This window comes from Streptomyces sp. NPDC002809 (assembly GCF_040295435.1).
Taxonomy (GTDB): domain Bacteria; phylum Actinomycetota; class Actinomycetes; order Streptomycetales; family Streptomycetaceae; genus Streptomyces.
Map to the genome: position 1 here is coordinate 56,448 of NZ_JBEOVJ010000036.1, position 20,594 is coordinate 77,041.

Here is a 20,594-nt window from a genome sequence, read left to right on the forward strand (position 1 = left end):
TGGAGAGATGGCAGAAGACAAGGTTGGAGCAGAGGGCAGCGCGATGGGGGACGACGAGTTGTCGTCCGTCCTGACCGGCGTCGGGCCGCGGCTGCGCGCGCTGCGCACCGAGCGCGGGACGACGCTCGCGCAGCTGAGCGAGACGACCGGGATCTCGCTCAGCACGCTGTCCCGGCTGGAGTCCGGTGGCCGCAAGCCCACGCTGGAGCTGCTGCTCCCGCTGGCGAAGGCGTACGGGGTGCAGCTGGACGAGCTGGTGGGCGCCCCGGAGACCGGGGATCCGCGGATCACCTTCCGGCCCTTCAAGCGGCACGGCATGACGTTCGTGCCGCTGACCCGGCACCTCAGCGGGGTGAACGCGTACAAGCAGGTCATGCCCGGGGCGACGGGCATGGAGGGGCCGGTCGAGCAGCGGGTGCACGAGGGCTACGAATGGCTGTACGTGCTCTCGGGGCGGCTGCGGCTCGTGCTGGGGGACCACGACCTGGTGCTGACGGCGGGGGAGGTGGCCGAGTTCGACACGCACACCCCGCACTGGTGGGGTGCGGCAGGTCCGGAGCCGGTGGAGTTCCTCAGCCTGTTCGGACCGCAGGGGGAGCGGATGCACGTACGGGCGAAGCCGACGGGGAAGGGATGAGGGGGCGGTTCGCGGCGCGGTACGCCCCGCCCAGCCCCCACGCCTGGTGCATCGCGTCGGCGTAGGCCGCCGCGAGGCGGTGTTCGCCGGAGGGGCCCGGGTGCGTGCCGTCGTACGTGTCCGTGTGGATGTCGTAGCCGGACGGGTGCGAGGCCAGGAGGAGGGGGGACGTCGGGGCGTCCAGGTCGGCGACCGTCTTGGCCAGGAGTTCGTTGAAGCGGGCGCACTCGGCGGCGAAGGGGGCGTCGGACTCCGCCCGGATGTTCGGTATGACGGGGAGCAGCACGCATCTGATGTGCGGGTTCGCCGTGCGGGCGGCGGTGAGGAACGCGCGGGCGTTCAGCGCGGTCTGCTCGCTGTCCGTGTAGAAGCCGAGGTCTATCAGGCCGAGCGAGACGAGCAGGATGTCCGCCCGGTGCTCGGCGACCGTGTCCGCGATCACCGGGGCCATGTGCAGCCAGCCCTCGCCCCATCCGGCCAGGTGGCGGCGGGCCTCGGCGGGGAAACCGGGGGCGGCGTACGCGGTCGAGACGGGCGTGCCCGTGTCGGTGTCGTGCAGTTCGGTGCGCGGGCCGACGATCGCGTACGGACCGTCGAAGGTCGCGTCGAGGTGCTGCCACATGCGGTAGCGCCATGTGAAGTCTCCGGCGCGTCCGATGGTCATGGAATCGCCGACACACATGAAACGCATGGCGCCATCATGGCGGATCATGGCTCCGGCCTGCGACGTGACGATGGACACTTGTGCCATGCGTTCGTATCGACTGACTGCCTTCGGCGCCGCTGCCGTGCTGCTGTCCCTCTCCGCGGCGGGTCCCGCCCTGGCCGACGACGGGGAGGCCGACCGGAGCTTCACGATCGAGGACCCGCGGATCACCGAGTCCAGCGGCCTCGCCGCCAGCCGCGCCCACCCAGGGATCTACTGGACGCACAACGACAGTGACGACGGGCCGTACGTCTTCGCCGTCGACTCCCGCACCGGGAAGACCGTCGCGCGGATCACCATGAAGGGTGTGGGTGCGCCCCGGGACGTGGAGGCGATCTCGCTGGGGCCCGACGGGAACCTGTACGTCGGTGACATCGGCGACAACCTGAACGGCAGCTGGAACCACGTCTGGATCTACCGCTTCCCCGAGCCGAAGGAGCTCCGTGACGCGACGGTCCGGGCGACGCAGTTCGACGTGAAGTACGCCGACGGTCCGCGCAACGCGGAGGCGATGATGGTCCACCCGGAGACGGGTCGCGTGTACATCGCCTCGAAGAACGAGGACGGCGGCGGGCTGTACGAAGGCCCCGCGAAGCTCACGGCCGGTGGGGACAACGTGTTCCGGCGGGTCGGCGAGGTGCCGTGGGTGACGGACGGGGCGTTCTCGCCGGACGGCAAGGAACTGGTGCTGCGCTCGTACTTCAGCGCCCGCGGCTACCCCTTCGCGAAGGGGAGGCTCGGCAAGGACTACCCGGTCGAGGCCCCACTGCTCGGGCAGGCCGAGTCCGTGACGTACACGGCGGACGGCTCGGCGCTGATGTACGGCTCCGAGGGGGAGCAGAGCGACGTCGTGCGGGTGGACCTGAAGAACGGCGGGGGCGACGAGCCCGCCCGGGCGGGCGGCACGCCGTCGTCCGCCGGTGCGGGCAGTGGAACGGGCGAGGACGGTGTGCCGGTGAAGGGCACCACGCTGACCGGCGGCATCGTGCTCGCCTCGTTGGCGCTGGTGCTGTTCGTGAGCACGCGACGCCGGAAGAGGTGAGCGGGCGCGTACCCGGTCGGAGCTCTCGGACGGCGCCGGTTTTCCACAGGCCGGGACGCGGGCCTTCCCCCTGCGTCATCCTGAGGCGGCAGGGACACGGCCACGTACGGAGCACGGGGGTGCGGCACCACGATGGTTCCGGGAACAGTGCAGCAGTTGACCGTCCTGCTGATCCTCGTGCTGCCCGGTGTCTTCTACCAGGCCGTACGGGAGCGGCTGCGCGGTCCCCTCGCCACCGAGCAGGAACCGCAGAACCGCCTGGTGCGCGCCATCGCCGCCGGTGCGCTGCTCGACGCCGTGTACGCGGTGGTCGCGGGGCCGTGGCTGGTGCGGCTGCTGGCCGGGGGCGGGGACGGGCCCTTCGCCGGGGTGGTGCGGGAACCCCGCGGGGCGGGAGCCGCCGCGCTGCTCCTGATCGTCGCGGTGCCGTCCGCGCTGGCCTGGGCGGAGGCGATGTGGCGGCGGCGGCACACACGGGCGCGGTACGAGCCGACGCCGACGGCCTGGGACGCCCTCTTCCGCGGGCGTGGGTCGTGCTTCGTGCGCGTACGCCTCAAAAGCGGTCTGTGGGTGGGCGGTTGGCTGGGTTCGCGGTCGGCCGCCTCGGCTTATCCACAGAGCGGTGACCTCTATCTGCAGGCTCAGTACCGGGTGGCGGCCGACGGCAGTTTCCTCGGCAGGGTGCCGGGCACCGCGGGTGTGTACGTGCGGGCGAGCGACATAGAAGTGCTGGAGGTGCTGCTGCCGCCTGCGCGGGAGCGGCCGGAGAGGGGAACCGATGGTGAACGACCCGGAGACGGACAGCCACAGCGGCAGTGACAGCGGCAGCCGGAGTGACGGCGACAGCCGCAGTGCCATCGACAGCGACAGCGACGATGCCGAACTGGCGGTCCTGGTGGAGGAGTTCTCGATTCGCAAGACTTATCGGCCCTCCGATGGCCTGACCGAGCCGGACGAGGTGCCGCAGGGCCCTTCCGGGTCGACGATGGGGGAGACCGCGCCGCCCGTCCAAGGGGTCGGGGAGCTGGAAGGGCACTGAGCGGTACCGCCCTACGGGCCGGTGTGGATGTGCGCCGCCCACAGGTGCGGGGCCTGGACGTAGCGGTCGCGCAGGGCTCTGACCGGACGGTGCAGGGCGGCGGCCGGATCGATGGGGCGGCCCCGGGCGACGTCCTCGGCGAGCGCGGTGTAGAAGGCCTCGGTGAGGTGCGTCGCCAGCTTGTCGGCGATCGGCCACAGGGTCCCGATCACATGCGGGTATCCGGCCAGTTGGAAGGACGAGGCCAGCTGGACGACTTCGTCGGACAGCTTCATGCCGCCCCGCGACGCGGAACAGGCGGACAGCATGGCGAGCTCCGGGTTCCTCGGGCGCCGGGTGGCGACGTCGGACACGGTGAGCCGGCCGTCGTACAGGGCGAGGCCGCTCTGTGACGGGTTGAGCAGTTCGCTGATGCCGTGGCAGCTGAAGTGGACCCAGGGGTGGGCTTCGAGCGCCCTGCCGACCGCTTCCACCGTGGCATCGGGCCCGGCCAGCAGCCGCCTCGCGGGGAACAGCTCCGCGAGCAGCTCCGCCTCCCGTGCGACGCCGGGCAGGGGCGGGGCCCCCGGTGTTTCGGCGAGTGCGACGACCAGCGGCGACGGCAGGGCGGGGGCGTCGGCGGGGATGCGGGAAGGGGCGCCGGTGGTGAGGCCGGCGCGGGCCCTGACGAGGGCGCGCAGGGTCGGGGTGTACGAGGAGACGGCGCGGTCGACGACCCAGGTGCCGGAGTCCGGCGCGCCGCGCCCGGCCGCGTGCAGCGGCAGGAAGGACAGCCAGCCGGTGGGACACCACCACAGCCGGGGCCAGGGGCCCCCGTCGCCCGGTTCGGCGTCCAGGCCGAGGTGGTCGAGGACCGGGGCGGCGATCGTGTCCCAGAGCCAGCCCAGGGTTCGGGAGAGGGTGCGCATCATGGCGACGGCGTCGGCGACGCCGTTTCCGCCGTACGCCGTGTCGATCCCGTCGACGAACTCCGCCGCCCGCTCCATGGTGGCGCTCAGGGTGAGACCGGGCAGCGGGACCACTTCGATCCCGGCGTCGGCGGTCACGACCAGGGCGTCGCAGCGGTAGAAGCTGACGTTGACGACCACGACGGGGCCCCCGGCGGCGGCTGCGACCAGTTCCGGTACGGAGGGCGGGTTCAGGAAGTTCTCCAGGCCGGGCAATTGCCGTACCTCTGCGAGGAGTTGGGTCCAGCGCCGGGCCGTGGCGTGCCGGGCCTCGGCGATCGCGCTCGCTTCGTGGCCGTCCTGGGGCGGGGAGGACGGGGGTGGGGCGCTCAACTCGTCCCGTACTTGATCGAATTCGGCCGCACGGGCGGGGTCGAGGTCGCGCAGCCGTGACACGTCGGCCCGGTTCTCCAGGCCCTGGGCCAGCAGTACGCCCCGCCCCTGTTCGAGCAGGGCGAGGGCGAGGTCCGTCCGGCCCGCGTCGATCGCGAGCGCGGCGGCGTCACTAGCCAGTCCGTCACTGCCGCTCAGCCGCGCTTCCTGATCGACGCGGGCGAGGCTGCGGGGAGCCATGCCGGGCAGCAGGCCGACGGCGTACGCGTACCCTTCCAGGGCTTCCGCGCGGTCACCCGCTTTCATCGAGGCCAGCCCCCAGACCCGGGCGGCCTCCAGCCGGGCCGAGCCGTGGGCGACCGGATTCTGCGCGCAGCTGCGGGCGAGCCGGGCCGCCTCCGCCAGGTCGACCCGTTCCCCTCTCTTTGCGCGTTCCAACTGCACGCCGGCCAGCATCAGCTGGGACAAGGAGTGGCTCGGGTCTCCTTCCGGTGTGCAGGCGAGGGATTCCCGGGCGGCAGCGGCCGCCCGGTGAAGCGCCTGCCGGGCCGTCGCCCCTGTGGGGTCGTTCGTCAAGTCGGTGGCGAAGGTGCAGGCCATCGTCAGTTTCTGCAGGGCGAAGAAGCGTGAGGGATGCTGTTTCCCGAGCCGGCCCACCACGTCTTCGAGGACCCGCCGGGCCTCATCGATCGCGTGGGGGTCCTTGTTCGCCCGGGCCCGGCCGACCAGCAGGTCACCCAAGTTGACCGCGGCCGCATCGGCGCCCCCGCGGTCGCCGTGCTCCACGGCCATCGCCGCGCGCAGGAGCGTGATCGCCTCGTCGATGGCGGCCGTGTCGCCGATGGGCGCGGCCCAGTGGCGCAGCGCCTCGGCGAGATTGTTCAGATGCAGGGAACGGTCCATGGCCGTCGGCAGGCTGTCCTTCACCGCGCGGCGCAGCACCGTCACCGCTTCGGCCATCCAGGCGCGGTTCCCGGTGCGCCGGCCGCGGTCCATGAGCGCGCTTCCCAGGTTGGTGAGCGCCATGCTGACGCGCGTCCGGGAAGCGTGGGTAACCGCCTCGCGCAGCGTGTCGACGGCGGCGTCCATGAGGAGTTCGTCGCCGGTGTCGCGGGCCCGGCTCCACTGGAGGTAGCCCAGGCTGGTGAGGACGGAGCCCCGAAGCCCGGCCGTCGCGGGGTGCGCAGCGGCCAGGGCGGCGCGGAAGTGCTGTACGGCTTCGTCGCACTGCCGTGCGTCGCGGGTATAGCGGTAGAGGGCCCCGAGGCTGTTCGCGAGGCCGAGCAGCGCCACGGGCGAGGGGCGCCCCGGCACCATCACGATCGCTTCCCGGTGCCATCGGACGGACTCCTCCAGCGGAACGGGGTCGGAGTCGAGGCGGGCGAGGTTGCGCAGGGCATCTCCGAGGGCTGTGCGGCAGTCGGCCCCGGCGTAGGTGTCCTCGTCGGAGGCGGCCACGGCCGCGCGCAGCGCCTCGATGCCCTCCTGCCAGGCCTCGGGGACCGAGCAGAACTCGGCGAGAGTCAGCAGGGCCTCACCGAGGCCCATGAGCTGGTGCGCGTGGAGGAAGTCCTCCGCCGAGGACAGGGCCACGGCCTTCCGATGAGTGGCCACCACTTCGGTAAAGAGCTCGGAGCGGCCGGTGCGCATGGCGATGTTCATCAGGCCGTGGCCGATGTTCGACCAGTACACGGCCCGGTCGGCGCGGGAGAGCGGGGCGTGCTCCACCTCCTCGCGGATGAGGCCGACCGCTTCCTCGTACAGGTCGACGCCGCTCGTCGCATCGCCCCGCTCCATCAGGGCGTAGGCGTACTCCGCATGGAAGTCCCAGTACATCGGGTCACTGGGCGGGAGCAGGGCGAGTGCCCGGAGCATCTCGTCGGCGCCCTGCCGCCAGGCGTCGTCCGTACCGGTGCGGTGGGCCAGCGCCGCCCCGAGCCCGAAGCGCGTGATGGCCTCGAACTGGCTGTTGGGGGACGGCAGGACGAGACACTTGCGGAAGCAGTCGACGGCCTCGTCGACGCTGTCGGCGTCGCCCGAGAGCTGCAGGCAGCGCCCGAGCGCCAGCAGGACCCGGGCGCGCTCGGCGGAGCGGGCCGGGACATCTCCGGCAAGGGTCCGAAGCATGGTGATCGCGTGGTGGCGTTCCCCGACTTCCCCCGGATCCCCGGATTCCCCGGTGGCCATCAGGTGCCGGATGGTGCGCTTGAACAGCAAGTGGGCGAATGCGGTGGCGTGGAGCACCCGTCGGACGAGGTCGTCGGCCGGTACGCACTCCGTCCCCCGGCGGGCGTGGGCAACGGCCTCCTCCAGGTCCTCCGCCCTGCCCGTCACCGTGTGCCGCGCGTCCAGCACCTGGGAGAGGGCCAAGTAGGCCTGGGCGTGCGCCGGGTGCCCGGCGGGTGCGCCGTCGAGGGCGTCGCGGGCGGCCTCGTACGCGTCGTCCAGGGCGTGCGGGGCATCGGCGCGCACGGCGTGTCCGGCCAGCAGCAGGGCGAGGTTGCTGAGGTACATGGTGCGCTCGAAGGGGTTGGGGGCCGTGTCCGCGGCCGTGCGGCAGGCGGCGATGCCCTCCTCGTACGGCTCGGCGCCGCCATCGCCCTCCATGGCCCCCTGGAAGAGGGAGGTGCCCAGGTCGGAGAGGAACGAGGCCCGGCCGGGCAGCATCACGTCCGGCTCCGCGAGGGCGGCGCGCAGCAGGGCGATGCCCTCGGAGCGCAGTGCCGGATCGTCCAGGGACGTGGCGGCGCTGCACAGCGCGGAACCGAGGACGGCGCTGTGCTGGGGGCGGTTCGGGTTGTTCCAGGTGGTGAGCTCCACCGCCTTGCGCAGTTCGGCGACGGCCTCCCGCATCTGGTCCTTGTCCGAGTTCGCCTCGGACGCGTGCCGGAGGGTGTACCCCAGGTTGCCGTGCCTGCGGGCCTGTTCGTCGCGGACGCCGGGGGCGCACACCACGGCGGCGCGGTGTGTGACGACGGCCGCGGCGAGTGCCCGGTGGCCGGCGCCGTCCTGGAATCCGTTGAAGAGGACGAGCCCGAGGTCCGACAGGCAGGTGCCCTGTTCGAGGCTTCCCTCGCCGAAAACGGTGGCGGCGTGCCGCAGCAGGGTCTCGGCGAGGGGCAGGGCTGCGGGGTTGCGGCTCTGCTGGAAGAGCAGCGTCAGTCCGACGCCGGCGTGGTAGGCGAAGCCGGGCTCGGTCGCGGCGCCGGCCGGTTCGCCGGACAGCGTGGCGAACAGCGGGCGCATCCCGTGGGGCACCTGCCCCGGTTCCTGCTCGTACAGTGCGGCGAACCGGAGCAGAGCGGAACCGAGCGCCACCGGGTCGGCCTCGTCCCCCGCGAGATAGCGGCACCAGTCGGCGTAGCCGAGAGCCAGGGCCCCGAGACCCCACACGCTTCCGTCGGGCAGGGCGATGCCGCCGCTCACCTCCTCGGCCGCCGCCGCGGCCTCCGCCCCGAGGAACCATTGCAGGGCGCCGGGATCGGCTTCCGTGCGTCCGGCCCGCTGGAGTATGTGGTGGGCGGCGCTCTCGGCGCTCACGCGGAGAGCCGACTGCCGCGCCGCACGACGGCGTGCGCTGCCTCGTCCGCGGTGTTCCCCTGCTGCGTCATCGCTCCCCCGTCGGCCGGCAACACATTCAACCTACCCACTGATGAGGCGACTTGAGGGTGTTCCCGGGTCAGGTGGTCAGGTGTCGAGCGGCCGGATCTCGTAGTGCAGGGTCCGGTCCCGCTTGATCCTGTGCGCGAGCGGGACGAGCACGCCGTGCATGACCGGGTACTTGCGGGACAGCATCCGGGCGGCGTGCGTGTTCTCCTTCGACCCGGCCTGGAGGAGGCGGGCGTGCGCGGTGATCTGCGGTCCCGTCGGCCGGCCGCGCAGTGTGCACGGGCCGATCTGCACGACGGGGTGGTTGCGCATCCGCTCCACCTTCCACGCCGAGGAGAACGTACGGATGTAGGCGTGGTCGCCCTCGACGGCGATGTTCACGGGGGTGTCCGCATGGGTCCCGTCCTGGCGCCGCGTGCTGAGCAGGACGGCGTACTGCTTCACGAACGGCTTCAGCTCGGGGATCGTCTCCATGCCTTCCATGGTCCGCCGCCCCGGCGGGGTGTCATCCCCGCAGGCGCTGTCGAACGTGTGTTTCGAAGGCGGTGGCGAGTCCGTCGTAGAGTCGGCGTTCCATGACGACGGACAACGGGCCCGCGCCCTTCTCGACCGCCCTCCTCGACGCCGTGCCCCTGCGGGTGGCGCACGCCGAAGAGATGGCGACCGTGCTCGCCGACCCGGCCCTGCACACCTACACCGGCGGCGCCCCGGAGGACGCGGACACCCTGCGGGCCCGGTACGAGCGGCAGACCGCCGGATCCCCGGACCCGGACGAGCTGTGGTGGAACTGGGTGCTGCGCATCCGGGGCGAGGACTGCCTGGCGGGCTATGTGCAGGCCACGGTGCGCGGGGCGGGGGCGGAGATCGCCTGGGTGACCGGGACGCGGTGGCAGGGGCATGGGTACGCGAAGGAGGCGGCGCGGGGTCTCGTCGCGCACCTGATCGGAGGGGGAGCGGCTCGTACCGTCATCGCCCACATCCACCCCGGCCATGCCGCGTCGGCGGCGGTGGCGGGCGCCGCGGGGCTCGTACCGACCGGCGAGTGGGAGGACGGCGAGGAGCGGTGGCGGCTGGGGGAGCGGTGAGCGGGCCGGCTCAGCCGTCGGCGGGGTGGGTCCCCGTCGCTCCGTCGAGCAGTTCGCGGACGATGTCCATGTGCCCGGCGTGCCGTACGACGTCCTCCAGCATGTGGATGAGGACCCAGCGCATCGACACCGTCCGCCCGTTCCACGAGGTGCCCGTCGCGTCCAGGTCCGTCGCCTCGATGGCCCGGTCGGCGGCGGTGCGGGCGCGGTCGTAGAACGCCAGGATGTCCGCGGTCGTCTCGTCCGGGGCGACCGTCATGTCCTCGGTCGCCGAGTCGAACCAGAGTTTCTCGACCTCGAACCCGAACGGTGCGCAGAACCAGCCGTACTCGACGGTCGCCAGATGCTTGACCAGGCCCAGGAGGTTCGTCCCCGTCGGGGTCATCGGGCGGCGTATCTGCTCGTCGTCCAGCCCGTCGAGCTTCCACAGCACCGCATCGCGGTGCCGGTCGAGGGCGATGTGCAGGGATTCCTTCTCGCCGCCGGTGTACGGCACGGTCTTCGTCATGATCCGGAAGGTAGCAACCGGCACTGACAACCGGTCCGGCGCGGAGGTCAGTTACGGGCGCGGCCGGCCTTGACCAGTTCGGCGACGTCGAGGGTGACCGCGGCGCCGATCGAGTCGGGGAGCGGGGCCTCCTGGCCGGGGGCGTACACCTCGTGGCGGTCGTACGTGCCGCCGACGGGCTCGGTCAGGACGTGGACGCGGCCGTGCTTGCGGTCGAGGATCACGTAGACGGGGATCTTGGCCTCGGCGTACGCGGCCACCTTGTGGCGCAGGTCGCTCTTGTAGTTGCTGGAGGTGACCTCCATGACCAGGCGGAAGACGGCCGGGTCGTAGCAGTTGTTCTCGAGCCTGTGCTCGTCGAGATCGGCGTCGACGATCGCGAGGTCGGGGATCGCGTAGTCCTCGGGGCCGCCCGGCAGCCAGAGGCCGATTCCCTGGAGGACCTCCGAGTCCCCGTCGTCGAGTCCGGCCGCGATGAACGGCCGCATGAGTTTGGTCAGAGCGCGGGCGTGCGGGCCGTCCGGGGGTGGGGCCACGGTGATGACGCCTCCGATGATCTCGACTCGACGTCCGGGAAGCTGCTCCGCGAGCCCGTTGGCTTCTTCGAGCAACGACGGTTCCGGCTCGTCTTCACAGGGGTGCTCGGCTGCTGCTGCAGACATTGCGGGCCTCCTGGAATGGCTGGTGTCGAGAGCATCATCGTAGGACGGTGTGGCCGCATGCGACGGGGAGGTGCCGCCCTCACCCCGCCGAGCGAAGCAGAAACGGCCCTGCGTACACACGGGGCAGGCGTGTGCGCAGGGCCGTTTCTCGGTGCGGAAGGCGTTACAGCTTCTCGATCACGTAGTCGATGCACGCCGTCAGTGCCTGGACGTCCGACGGGTCGATCGCCGGGAACATCGCCACGCGCAGCTGGTTGCGGCCCAGCTTGCGGTACGGCTCCGTGTCCACGATGCCGTTGGCGCGGAGGACCTTGGCGATCGCGGCGGCGTCGATCTCGTCCGCGAAGTCGATCGTGCCGATGACCTGCGAGCGCTTGGCCGCGTCCGTGACGAACGGGGTCGCGTACTTCGACTCCTCGGCCCAGCCGTACAGGTGGCCGGAGGAGGCGGCCGTGCGGCCGGTGGTGAAGTCCAGGCCGCCCTGGCTGTTCATCCAGTTCAGCTGCTCGTTCAGAAGGAACAGCGTGGCGAGCGCCGGGGTGTTGTACGTCTGGTTCTTCAGGGAGTTGTCGATCGCCGTGGGCAGCGAGAAGAACTCCGGGATGTGACGGCCGGAGGCGTGGATGCGCGCCGCGCGCTCCAGGGCCGCCGGGGAGAAGACGCCGATCCACAGGCCGCCGTCGGAGGCGAAGGACTTCTGCGGGGCGAAGTAGTAGACGTCCGTCTCGGTGATGTCGACGGGCAGGCCGCCCGCGCCGGAGGTGGCGTCCACCACGACCAGTGAGCCCTCGTCGGCGCCCGCGACGCGCTTGACGGGCGCGGCGACACCGGTCGAGGTCTCGTTGTGCGTGAAGGCGTAGACGTCGACGCCCGCCTCGGCCTGCGGGTCCGGGTGGGTGCCCGGGTCGGAGGCGATGACGGTCGGGTCGGCCAGCCACGGCGCGAGCTTGGCGGCCTTCGCGAACTTCGACGAGAACTCGCCGAAGTTGAGGTGCTGGGACTTCGACTCGATCAGACCGTGCGTCGCGACGTCCCAGAAGGCGGTGGAGCCGCCGTTGCCCAGGATCACCTCGTATCCCTCGGGGAGGGAGAAGAGGTCGCGCACACCGTCGCGTACCGCGCCGACCAGGTTCTTCACCGGGGCCTGGCGGTGGGACGTACCGAGAAGAGACGTACCGGTGGCGGCCAGCGCGTCGAGCGCCTCCGTCCGCACCTTGGAAGGACCGGCGCCGAAGCGTCCGTCGGCGGGCTTGATGTCAGCGGGAATCTGGATGTCGGCCACGAGTCGGAGCGTAGCCGCTCGGTGCGGCGGTCACGCAGCCTGTCCGTCGGATGAGACAGGGGATCCGGTTCGTGGACCTTGGAGGTATGTCCGTACGGGGCCGGTCAGCCCAGCTCGACCGGCAGGTCGAACAGGTCGTTCTGGGTGACGATCGGCTTGTTGCGCAGCTCGGAGGCCGGCACGGCGAGCTCCAGTTCCGGGAAGCGCTCGTAGAGGGCGGGGAGCGCGACCCCGGCCTCCAGGCGCGAGAGCGCCGCACCCGGGCAGACGTGCGGGCCGTGGCCGAAGGCGATGTGGCGGTTGGGGGAGCGGGCCGCGTCGAACTCGCCGGCGGTGGGGCCGTACTGCTCCTCGTCCCGGCCCAGGGCGCCGAAGGACACGATCAGGGCCTCGCCCTTGGGGAGGACCTTGTCACCGACGGCGACGTCCTCCGTCGCGAAGCGGATCAGGACGTGGGACGTCGGGGTGTTCCAGCGCAGGGTCTCCTCGATCACGTTCTCCCACGGCAGCTCGCCGGAGAGGACCTGCTTGCGCTGCTCGGGGTGGGTCTGGAGTGCGACCACGGCGTTCACGATCAGGCTGATCGTCGTCTCGTGGCCCGCCGCGATGATCAGCTGGAGGGTGTTGACGATCTCCTCGTTGCTGAGGTGGTCGCCGTCCTCGGAGGCCGCGATCAGGGCGCTGGTCAGGTCGTCGCCGGGCTCGGCCCGCTTCGTGTCGACGATCTTCGTGAAGAGCGTGCCGAGGTCCGCCATCATCTGCGGCACCTCCTCCGGCGGAGTCTGCGTCGAGAAGAACTTCTCGAAGAGCTCCTTGAGGCGCGGGTGGTCGGCGCCGTCGACACCCATCAGCTCGCTGATCACGTTCATGGGCAGCGGGTAGGCGAACTCGGCCTTCAGGTCGACCTTCTCGCCCTTGGGCAGGGCCGCGAGGCGGTCCAGGCTCGCGGTCGTCAGCGCCTCGATCCCCGAGCGCAGCCGCTCGACCCGCTTCACGGTGAGTGCCTGTGCGACCAGGGTGCGCAGCCGGCGGTGGTCGGCGCCGTCGACGGTCAGCATGGAGCGGCCCGGGTTGGCCAGGCCGATCAGCGGCCAGTCCATCGGGATCTCGCCGCGCTGCCAGGCGCCCCAGACGTTGATGTCCTTCACGATCCGGGAGTCGGTCAGCAGCTGCCGGGCCTCCGCGTGGTGCGTGACCGCGTAGCAGTGCACCCCGCCGGGCAGCTCCACCTCGGCGAGCGGGCCCGCGGCGCGCAGGGCGGCGCTCTCGCCGTCGAGGTCGGCGACGAAGGGGTCGAGGGCGATGCGGGTCATATCTGGCCTCCGGTGACGGATCCTGCGGCGGGGGTGGGTGTGAAGGCGACGGGCAGGTCCGTCAGACCCCGCAGCCACGGGGACGGGCGCCGGGTGAGCTGTGCGGCGGGGACGTCCAGGTCGATGTCCGGGAGGCGGTCCAGCAGGACCTCGATGCCGGTACGGGCGATGACCTCGGCGGTCTCCTGGGCGGGGAACGGGCAGCGGTGCTCGCCGTGGCCGAAGGAGAGGAACGCGTTGTTGCCGCCGGTCAGCGACGAGCCGTCGGTGCGCACCTGCGGGTCGGCGTTGGCGGCGGCGATGCCCAGGAGCAGCAGGTCGCCCGCCTGGATGTGACGGCCCCCGAGGTGGGTGTCGCGCGACGCCCAGCGGCCCGCGACGTTCTGTGTCGGGGTGTCCTCCCACAGGACTTCGTTCATCGCCTCGGCGACGCTGTGCCGGCCGCCGGAGAGCGAGGCGGCGAAGCGGTCGTCGGTGAGCATCAGCCGCAGCGAGTTGCCCATCCAGTCGGCGGTCGGCTGGTGGCCCGCGGCCATCATGACCATGAGGTCCTGGGCGACCTCCTCGTCCGTGAAGCCGCCGGGGTCGGCCAGCATCCGGGTGGCGACGTCGTCGCCCGGTTCGGCGTGCTTCTCGGCGAGCAGCTGGAACATCGTCGTGCCGAGGTGCTGCTGACCGGCCAGGGCGCGTTCCCGGCCGTCGATCATGTCGTTGATCGAGCCGACGAGCGCGTCGCCGACCTCGTCGCTCACGCCGTAGATCCTGGCCAGGACCCGGGCGGGGAGCAGCATCGCGTACTCGGCGATGATGTCGACCGAGCCCTTGGAGCAGAACCGGTCGATGAGTTCGTCGGCGAACTCCTCCGCGTACCGCTTGAGGGCGAACGGGTCGACCGCTTCCAGGGCGTTGCTGATCATCCGGGCACGCTCGACGTGCCGGGGCCCGACCGTGTAGAGGATCGACGGCTGCTTGCGGCCGATCATCGGGAGCAGCGGCCAGTCGGCGGGGATGTGCTCCCACTGGCTCCAGAGGTCGGAGTCGCGGCTGAACAGCACCGGGTCGCTGGTGACCTGGTGCAGTTCGCGGTAGCCGAGGACCAGCCAGGCCGGGACGTCGCCGTCCAGGACGACGGGTGCGACGGCACCGTGGTCGCGGCGCATCTCCCGGTACAGCTGGGTGGGTTCGGTCTGGAACCGCGGCCCGGACAGAGGTTCGCGTCCGTGCGCGGGGCAGCCCGGGGGCGGTTCGGGGGGCTGGGTCACGGGGTGGGCTCCGGGGTCTTCTCCGGAGCGGTTTCCGGACGGGCGGTGGTGGAGGCGGATCCGACCGTGCCCCGGGAGAGGGCGTAGAGGTGCTCCACCAGCGTGATCAGGACGTATTTGCTGGAGGACCGGTCCCGGGCGTCGCACTCCACGAGCGGGACGTCGTCCGAGAGGGCGAGCGCCTCGCGGATCTGCTGCTCGGTGTGGAGCGGGCCGCCGAAGTCGTTGCACGCCACGATGAACGGCGTGCCGTGGTGCTCCAGCCGGTCGATGGCGTACCAGGAGTCGGCGAGGCGCCGGGTGTCGACGAGGACGACCGCGCCGAGCGTCCCGGAGAACAGCCGGTCCCACAGGAACCAGAAGCGCTCCTGGCCGGGTGCGCCGAAGAGGTACAGCACGGAGCGTGCGTCGAGCGTGATCCGGCCGAAGTCGAAGGCGACGGTGGTGGACGTCTTCGACTGCACCCCGTCGAGGTGGTCGACGGCCTCGCCCGCGCGGGTCATCGTCTCCTCCGTGTTGAGCGGACGGATCTCGCTCACGGATCGGACCATGGTGGTCTTGCCGACCCCGAAGCCACCGACGACGACTATCTTCAGTCCGTTGTCGGCCGTGGCCTGCAGGGCGGCACGGTCAGAGGTTGCGGAGTCCAACGAGCACCTGTTCCAGGATGTCGGGGTCGGGGAGCCGGTCCGCGACACGTGCGGTACGGGGATGGCGGGCGCTGATCCGGCCGGTGTCGAGCAGATCGCACAGCAGGATGCGCACGATGCTGACGGGCAGGTTCAGTCCGGCGGCGAGTTCGACGACCGCGGTGGGCCGTTCGCACATCCGCAGGATCGTGACGTGCTCCGACTGCATGCCGGGGGCCGGCTCGCATTCGGAGACGACCAGCGTCACCAGGTCGAAGGCGGCCGAGTCGGACCGGCTGCGGCCACCGGTGAGGGTGTAGAGCCGGTCCGGATCGTCGTCCCGGCCGGGTCGGGGGCGGGAAGTCATACGCTCGCGGTTTCGGAAGCCTGGACGGATTCGCGCGGCGGGGCGACGAGGTGCTCGCCGAGCTGCTCGACGAGCTCGCTCATGTTGTGGCCGACGAGGCCGACGTCGGCGGTGTCGGAGGCGACGACCGCGAGGTGGGCGCCTGCCCCCGCCTCCACGATGAACAGCACCCCGCCGTAGAACTCGGCCATCGCGGACCGTACGCCGCCGGTGCCGTCACCGAACTCGACGGACGCGCCGTGCGAGAGGCTCTGGATTCCGGCCGAGATCGCGGCCAGCTGGTCGGCCTGGTCGACGGAGAGCTCGGGGGTACGGCACAGCTTGAGGCCGTCCCTGGACAGCACGAGGGCGTGGCGGGCGCCGGGGGTGCGCTCAAGGAGCCCCTCCAGCAGCCAGTTGAGCTTCTCGTCGGTGGTCGCGGTCATGGGGTGTTGCCTTCCGGGTGCGGGGAGTTGGGCCGAACGGCCTGGCGGAAGCTGCTGAAGCGGGCCGCCTGGACCTTGGGATCGGCGGTACGGGGCCGGGGGGTGGCGCCGTCGGCCGTCTCCGAGTCCGACGCGTCGGGGGAGGCGGCGGACCGGGCGCGGGATTCGGCGGCGGCCAGGGTGCGGCCGCGCGAGCGCTTGGGCAGGCCGCTCTCGCCGAACCGGGGGAGGCCGCCGGTGGTGGTGTCCGAGCCGGAGTCGGAGCGCAGCGGCTCCTGGGCGCGGGCGGCGTCGCGGGCGGCGTCGGGGGAGGCGTCGGGGGAGGCTTCGGCGCGGGCGGCTTCGGTGCGGTCGGCGCCGGAGGCGTGGACCGGCTCGGGCTCGTGCGCGCGCGGCGCGGGGATCACCGGAGCGGAGGGGGGTTCGGGGGCCTGGACCGGAGTGCGGGTGATGATCTCATGAGGGAGCATCATCAGCGCGCCCGTGCCGCCGCGAGCCGACGGCCGGAACGAGACGGTCAGTCCGTGCTTGCGGGCGAGGCGGCCGACGACGGCGAGCCCGAGGCGGGTGCCGGAGAGGCCGGTCAGGTCCTGGTCGGTCGCGGAGACGGCGCGCTCCGCACGGCGCAGCTGCACGTCGCTCATGACCAGACCGCTGTCCTCGACGGTCAGCACGATGCCGGCCGGAACCTCCTCCACGTACACATGGACCTCCGCCGTGGGCGGCGAGAAGTTCGCGGCGTTGTCGAGGAGTTCGGCCAGGGCGTGCATGACGCCCTCGGCGGCGTGACCGGCGATGGCGACATCGCTGGTCGAGTGGAGACGGATGCGCTGGTATCCGCTGATCCGGCCCATCGCGCCGCGCAGGATGGACTCCATCACGATCGGCTTCGCCCAGCGCCGCCCCGAGCGGGCGCCGGTCAGCACGGCGATGGAGTCGGCCAGCCGGCCCGCCTGCGCGGTGCGGTGGTCCAGGTGGAGCAGGTCGCCGAGGACGTCCTCGGCGGAGTGCCGGTGCTCCATGTCGCGCAGGTCGGCGAGCATGCTGGTGGCCAGGGCCTGCATCCGTCCCGCGGCGTTGGCGCAGGCGGCGACGGCGGCGGAGCGCTCGGTGTCACTGCGGGAGGCGCGGGCCTTGAGGCGCGCGTTGTCCGCGGTGAGCTGCTCGGTGCCGGCCGTGGCCTCCTTGATGACGCGGGCCGTCTCGGCGGCTGCCGCGGCCTTGATCCGGGCGGTCTCGGCGGTGAACCGCTGGGCGTCGGCGGCCGAGGCCGACACCATCCGCGAGGTCTCGGCGGTGAACCGGCCGCTCTCGGCCGCCAGCATCTCGCGCAGCCGGTGTGCGGTGGTGCGGGCGTGGACGGTGGCGGCGACGGCGACGGAGAGCAGCACGGCGGCGGTGCTCGCCCCCCAGGCCACTGCGGTTCCGGCCGAGTCGGGAGCGGAGAGGACCGCCCACACGCTCAGGGATCCGGTGAGGGCCACGGAGACCAGCAGGGCCAGTGCGGTCGGCCGGGTTGAGGGGCGCAAGCGGAGTCCTTGGGGGGCGGACGGTGACGGATGGGATGGTTCGGGAGAGTCGTGACTGCGGTGATCAAATGCGACAACTGGAGCACATGATTCCCAGATAAGTCTGGGTCACTATATGAGAATTGACGATCTGTTTGGGAAGAACTTGTGGTGCTCTCTGTTCCGTTTGTGTTCGTGAGCCCGGCATATTCCGACGTATTGACGTAATAGGCCTGATGTTTCGTCGGAAGAGCGCGGCGACGTCCGCCGGGGTGTCCGGGCCGACGGCATCCTGACCGGATGGCAACTGGCGAGGTTCCGAACGGCAGGGCTCCGGGCGGCAGCGCCTCGGACCGCAGCGCTCCGAAGGACGGCACCCCCACCGCGCTCGTCCGCGAACTGCGCGCGTCCGTGCGGGGCGAGGTCGCGTTCGACGCCACCGCACGGGCCCTGACGACGATGGACGCCTCCAACTACCGCCGGGTGCCCCTCGGTGTCGTCGCCCCGCGCGACGCCGCCGACATCGCCGCCGCGCTCGCCGTCTGCCGGGCGCACCGGGTGCCCGTCGTCCCGCGCGGCGGCGGTACGTCCATCGCCGGGCAGGCCACCGGCACCGGCGTCGTCCTCGACCTCACCCGCCATCTGCGGGACATCGTGGAGCTGGACGCCGGCTCCCGTACCGCCGTGGTCCAGCCGGGCGTCGTCCTGGACGACCTGCGGGCCGCCGCCGCCCCGCACGGGCTGACCTTCGGCCCGGACCCCTCCACGCACAGCCGCTGCACCATCGGCGGCATGATCGGCAACAACTCCTGCGGCTCCCACTCGGTCGCCTGGGGCACCACGGCCGACAACGTCCACGCCCTGACCGTCGCCCGCTACGGCGGCGACACCCTGCGCCTGGAACGGGGCGCCGAAGGCCCCGCCGGGCTCCGCGAACTGGTCGCCTCCCACCTCGCCCTCCTGCGCACCGGGTTCCCGGAACTCCCGCGCCGCATCTCCGGATACGCCCTCGACGCCCTGCTGCCCGAGAACGGCCCCGACCCCGCCCGCGCGTTCTGCGGCAGCGAGGGCACGCTCGGCGTGGTCACGGAGGCGACGCTCCGCCTCGTCGAGGCGCCCGCGGCCCGTGCGCTCGCCGTCCTCGGCTACGCCGACGAGTCCGCGGCCGCCGAGGCCGCCGCCGGCCTCCTGCCGCACCACCCGCTCACCGTCGAGGGCATGGCCGCCGACCTCGTACGCGAACCGGCCGGACTGCCCCGCGGTGCCGCCTGGCTCTTCGCCGAGACGGGCGGCGCCACCCCGGCCGAGGCACGGGCGCACGCCGAGCGGATCGTGCGCGCCGCCTCCGCGGACGCGGTGGACGCCGCCGTCGTCACCGACCCGGCCGGGCAGCGGGCCCTCTGGCGGATCCGGGAGGACGCGGCGGGGACGGCGACCCGGATGCCCGACGGCAGCGAGGCCTGGCCCGGCTGGGAGGACTGCGCCGTGCCACCCGCACGGCTCGGCCCCTACCTCCGGGACTTCCGGGCCCTGCTCGCCGAACACGGGCTGCGCGGCACGCCGTACGGTCACTTCGGCGACGGCTGCATCCACGTCCGCATCGACTTCGACCTGCTGACCGTGGACGGCGTGGCCCGATTCCGCCGCTTCTCCGAGGACCTGGCCTCGCTCGTCGTCGCCCACGGCGGCTCCCTGTCCGGCGAACACGGCGACGGCCAGGCACGCGCCGAACTGCTTCCCCGGATGTACGGGGACGAACTCATCGCCCTCTTCGGCCGGTTCAAGGACCTCTGGGACCCCGACGGCGGCATGAACCCAGGCATCCTCGCCCGCCCGGACCGCCTCGACGAGAACCTCCGCTTCGACGTCCTGCCACGGAAGCCGGTCGACGTCGCCTTCGGCTACCCGCACGACGGCGGCGACTTCTCCGCGGCGGTGCGCAGGTGCGTCGGGGTCGCCAAGTGCCGTACGGAGAAGGCCTCCGGCCCGTCCGTGATGTGCCCCTCCTTCCGCGCGACAGGCGAGGAGGCCCACTCCACGCGCGGCCGGGCCCGGCTGCTCCACGAGATGCTGGCCGGCGCCGCGGGCGGGGTGATCACGGACGGCTGGCGCTCCACGGAGGTACGGGACGCCCTCGACCTGTGCCTGTCCTGCAAGGGCTGCCGCAGCGACTGCCCGGTGGGCGTCGACATGGCCACGTACAAGGCGGAGTTCCTGCACCACCACTACCGCCGAAGGCTGCGTCCCGCAGCGCACTACGCGATGGGATGGCTGCCGGTGTGGCTGCGCCTGGCCGCCCCCTTCGCGGGCCCGCTGAACGCACTGGCCCGGGTGCGGCCGCTCGCGGCCCTGGCCAGGCGGCTGGCAGGTGTCGCGCCGGAGCGCGCGATCCCGGTGCTGGCGCGCGAGACGTTCACCCGGTGGCTCGGGCGGCGGTGGGGCAGGAGGACCGCGGTCCTCTCGAACGACCAGGCGGTCACCCTCTGGCCGGACACCTTCACCAACCACCTCTCGCCCGAGGTGGGCCGGGCGGCGGTCAGGGTCCTGGAGGCGGCCGGACGTACCGCGCTGGTCCCCGGGAGCGGGCTGTGCTGCGGCCTCACCTACGTGTCGACGGGGCAGCTGGACAAGGCCCGCAGGGTGATGCGCCGCACCCTGGACAGGATGGGTGTCTCAGCGGGCGACCCCCTGGTCGTCCTCGAACCGAGCTGCGCGGCGACACTCCGCACGGACCTCCCGGAACTCCTCCCCGACGACCCGCGGGCGGCCGTACTGGCCGCCTCCGTCCACACCCTGGCCCAGTACCTGGAGAAGTACGCCCCCGACTGGCAGCCTCCGCGCCTGGACCGCCCGGTCACCGGCCAGACGCACTGCCACCAGCACGCGGTCCTGGGCGACGACGCGGACCGCAGGATGCGCGAACGGGCGGGACTGAGGGGTGAGCTGGCGGGCGGCTGCTGCGGCCTGGCCGGCAACTTCGGCTTCGAGCGCGGCCACTGGCAGGTGTCGGTGGCCTGCGCGGAGGACCAGTTGCTGCCCGCGGTCCGGGAGGCGGCGCCGGGCACGGAGATCATGGCGGACGGCTTCTCCTGCCGGACGCAGCTGCGCGGGCTGGGTGGCGTCCGGGCGAGGCACCTGGCCCAGGTGCTGGCGGAAGGACTGGGGCCGGGGGCGGCGCCCCGCACGTTGCGTAACCATCCGCCGAGCGCTGCACTGGTCCCATGCTGACGCGAATCGACC

The 20,594-nt window shown here is 72.2% G+C and carries 18 protein-coding genes; 6 read left to right on the forward strand and 12 right to left on the reverse strand.

The annotated features are described in order from the left end of the window. Positions 1 to 43: 43 nt before the first annotated feature. Positions 44 to 637: a helix-turn-helix domain-containing protein gene (locus ABT025_RS21865; protein WP_350996917.1), complete on the forward strand. Its 594-nt coding sequence runs from the start codon at positions 44 to 46 to the stop codon at positions 635 to 637. On the opposite strand, the gene ABT025_RS21870 is transcribed toward ABT025_RS21865, so the two are convergent. Beyond that, positions 573 to 1,328, reverse strand: a complete 756-nt coding sequence (locus ABT025_RS21870; protein WP_350996866.1) for a GDSL-type esterase/lipase family protein — start codon at positions 1,326 to 1,328, stop codon at positions 573 to 575. The two genes, ABT025_RS21865 and ABT025_RS21870, sit on opposite strands and share 65 nt — an antisense overlap. A gap of 58 nt (positions 1,329 to 1,386) precedes the next feature. On the opposite strand from ABT025_RS21870, the gene ABT025_RS21875 reads away from it, so the two are divergent. From ABT025_RS21875 to ABT025_RS21885, 3 genes are all read left to right on the forward strand, one after another. Next, on the forward strand, positions 1,387 to 2,385 hold the full coding sequence (locus ABT025_RS21875) for a YncE family protein (RefSeq protein ID WP_350996869.1): 999 nt from the start codon (positions 1,387 to 1,389) through the stop codon (positions 2,383 to 2,385). 132 nt (positions 2,386 to 2,517) lie between these two features. Next, positions 2,518 to 3,204 carry a DUF6338 family protein gene (locus ABT025_RS21880; protein WP_350996872.1) on the forward strand — a complete coding sequence of 229 codons (687 nt, stop codon included), beginning with the start codon at positions 2,518 to 2,520 and terminating at the stop codon, positions 3,202 to 3,204. Then, positions 3,164 to 3,424: a hypothetical protein gene (locus ABT025_RS21885; protein WP_350996875.1), complete on the forward strand. Its 261-nt coding sequence runs from the start codon at positions 3,164 to 3,166 to the stop codon at positions 3,422 to 3,424. The genes ABT025_RS21880 and ABT025_RS21885 overlap by 41 nt, the downstream gene beginning before the upstream one ends. Before the next feature lie 11 nt (positions 3,425 to 3,435). On the opposite strand, the gene ABT025_RS21890 is transcribed toward ABT025_RS21885, so the two are convergent. Continuing rightward, positions 3,436 to 8,244 carry a CHAT domain-containing protein gene (locus tag ABT025_RS21890; protein ID WP_350996877.1) on the reverse strand — a complete coding sequence of 1,603 codons (4,809 nt, stop codon included), beginning with the start codon at positions 8,242 to 8,244 and terminating at the stop codon, positions 3,436 to 3,438. 147 nt (positions 8,245 to 8,391) lie between these two features. After that, the gene (locus ABT025_RS21895) at positions 8,392 to 8,787 is read right to left on the reverse strand and encodes a PPOX class F420-dependent oxidoreductase (RefSeq protein ID WP_350996880.1); all 396 of its coding nucleotides are present in this window, start codon (positions 8,785 to 8,787) and stop codon (positions 8,392 to 8,394) included. A gap of 101 nt (positions 8,788 to 8,888) precedes the next feature. Between ABT025_RS21895 and ABT025_RS21900 the strand changes: the two genes are divergently transcribed. Next, entirely contained in the window at positions 8,889 to 9,398 is a 510-nt protein-coding gene (locus ABT025_RS21900; RefSeq protein WP_350996883.1) for a GNAT family N-acetyltransferase, read from the forward strand. Between the two features lie 10 nt (positions 9,399 to 9,408). On the opposite strand, the gene ABT025_RS21905 is transcribed toward ABT025_RS21900, so the two are convergent. From ABT025_RS21905 to ABT025_RS21945, 9 genes are all read right to left on the reverse strand, one after another. Then, positions 9,409 to 9,906, reverse strand: a complete 498-nt coding sequence (locus ABT025_RS21905) for a DinB family protein (protein ID WP_350996886.1) — start codon at positions 9,904 to 9,906, stop codon at positions 9,409 to 9,411. Between the two features lie 47 nt (positions 9,907 to 9,953). Next, positions 9,954 to 10,568, reverse strand: coding sequence for a Uma2 family endonuclease (locus ABT025_RS21910; protein WP_350996891.1), 615 nt, complete (start codon positions 10,566 to 10,568; stop codon positions 9,954 to 9,956). A 163-nt stretch (positions 10,569 to 10,731) separates the two neighbouring features. Next, positions 10,732 to 11,850: a phosphoserine transaminase gene (gene serC / locus ABT025_RS21915; RefSeq protein WP_350996897.1), complete on the reverse strand. Its 1,119-nt coding sequence runs from the start codon at positions 11,848 to 11,850 to the stop codon at positions 10,732 to 10,734. A gap of 104 nt (positions 11,851 to 11,954) precedes the next feature. Further along, the gene (locus tag ABT025_RS21920; RefSeq protein WP_350996899.1) at positions 11,955 to 13,163 is read right to left on the reverse strand and encodes a cytochrome P450 family protein; all 1,209 of its coding nucleotides are present in this window, start codon (positions 13,161 to 13,163) and stop codon (positions 11,955 to 11,957) included. Further along, the gene (locus tag ABT025_RS21925; RefSeq protein WP_350996902.1) at positions 13,160 to 14,425 is read right to left on the reverse strand and encodes a cytochrome P450; all 1,266 of its coding nucleotides are present in this window, start codon (positions 14,423 to 14,425) and stop codon (positions 13,160 to 13,162) included. The genes ABT025_RS21920 and ABT025_RS21925 overlap by 4 nt, the downstream gene beginning before the upstream one ends. After that, positions 14,422 to 15,075: a GTP-binding protein gene (locus ABT025_RS21930; RefSeq protein WP_350996905.1), complete on the reverse strand. Its 654-nt coding sequence runs from the start codon at positions 15,073 to 15,075 to the stop codon at positions 14,422 to 14,424. Before ABT025_RS21930 ends, ABT025_RS21925 begins: the two co-directional genes overlap by 4 nt. Next, positions 15,056 to 15,421, reverse strand: coding sequence for a DUF742 domain-containing protein (locus ABT025_RS21935; protein ID WP_350996908.1), 366 nt, complete (start codon positions 15,419 to 15,421; stop codon positions 15,056 to 15,058). Before ABT025_RS21935 ends, ABT025_RS21930 begins: the two co-directional genes overlap by 20 nt. After that, positions 15,418 to 15,846, reverse strand: coding sequence for a roadblock/LC7 domain-containing protein (locus tag ABT025_RS21940; protein WP_326737903.1), 429 nt, complete (start codon positions 15,844 to 15,846; stop codon positions 15,418 to 15,420). The genes ABT025_RS21935 and ABT025_RS21940 overlap by 4 nt, the downstream gene beginning before the upstream one ends. After that, positions 15,843 to 17,375 (reverse strand): sensor histidine kinase, encoded by a 1,533-nt coding sequence (locus tag ABT025_RS21945; RefSeq protein ID WP_350996911.1) that lies wholly within the window; start codon positions 17,373 to 17,375, stop codon positions 15,843 to 15,845. The genes ABT025_RS21940 and ABT025_RS21945 overlap by 4 nt, the downstream gene beginning before the upstream one ends. A gap of 279 nt (positions 17,376 to 17,654) precedes the next feature. Here ABT025_RS21945 and ABT025_RS21950 point away from each other — a divergent pair, with 279 nt between their 5' ends. Next, a complete protein-coding gene (locus ABT025_RS21950; protein ID WP_502971996.1) occupies positions 17,655 to 20,582 on the forward strand; it encodes an FAD-binding and (Fe-S)-binding domain-containing protein in 2,928 nt (975 codons plus the stop codon). Positions 20,583 to 20,594: the final 12 nt, after the last annotated feature.

Excerpts from the sequence above, each read along its gene's own strand:
- ABT025_RS21865 (WP_350996917.1), top strand. The coding sequence starts at position 44 with ATGGGGGACGACGAGTTGTCGTCCGTCCTGACCGGCGTCGGGCCGCGG.
- ABT025_RS21880 (WP_350996872.1), top strand. The coding sequence starts at position 2,518 with ATGGTTCCGGGAACAGTGCAGCAGTTGACCGTCCTGCTGATCCTCGTG.
- ABT025_RS21920 (WP_350996899.1), bottom strand. The coding sequence starts at position 13,163 with ATGACCCGCATCGCCCTCGACCCCTTCGTCGCCGACCTCGACGGCGAG.
- ABT025_RS21885 (WP_350996875.1), top strand. The coding sequence starts at position 3,164 with ATGGTGAACGACCCGGAGACGGACAGCCACAGCGGCAGTGACAGCGGC.
- ABT025_RS21910 (WP_350996891.1), bottom strand. The coding sequence starts at position 10,568 with ATGTCTGCAGCAGCAGCCGAGCACCCCTGTGAAGACGAGCCGGAACCG.
- ABT025_RS21875 (WP_350996869.1), top strand. The coding sequence starts at position 1,387 with ATGCGTTCGTATCGACTGACTGCCTTCGGCGCCGCTGCCGTGCTGCTG.
- ABT025_RS21940 (WP_326737903.1), bottom strand. The coding sequence starts at position 15,846 with ATGACCGCGACCACCGACGAGAAGCTCAACTGGCTGCTGGAGGGGCTC.
- ABT025_RS21950 (WP_502971996.1), top strand. The coding sequence starts at position 17,655 with ATGGCAACTGGCGAGGTTCCGAACGGCAGGGCTCCGGGCGGCAGCGCC.
- ABT025_RS21935 (WP_350996908.1), bottom strand. The coding sequence starts at position 15,421 with ATGACTTCCCGCCCCCGACCCGGCCGGGACGACGATCCGGACCGGCTC.
- ABT025_RS21900 (WP_350996883.1), top strand. The coding sequence starts at position 8,889 with ATGACGACGGACAACGGGCCCGCGCCCTTCTCGACCGCCCTCCTCGAC.
- ABT025_RS21905 (WP_350996886.1), bottom strand. The coding sequence starts at position 9,906 with ATGACGAAGACCGTGCCGTACACCGGCGGCGAGAAGGAATCCCTGCAC.
- ABT025_RS21895 (WP_350996880.1), bottom strand. The coding sequence starts at position 8,787 with ATGGAGACGATCCCCGAGCTGAAGCCGTTCGTGAAGCAGTACGCCGTC.
- ABT025_RS21870 (WP_350996866.1), bottom strand. The coding sequence starts at position 1,328 with ATGCGTTTCATGTGTGTCGGCGATTCCATGACCATCGGACGCGCCGGA.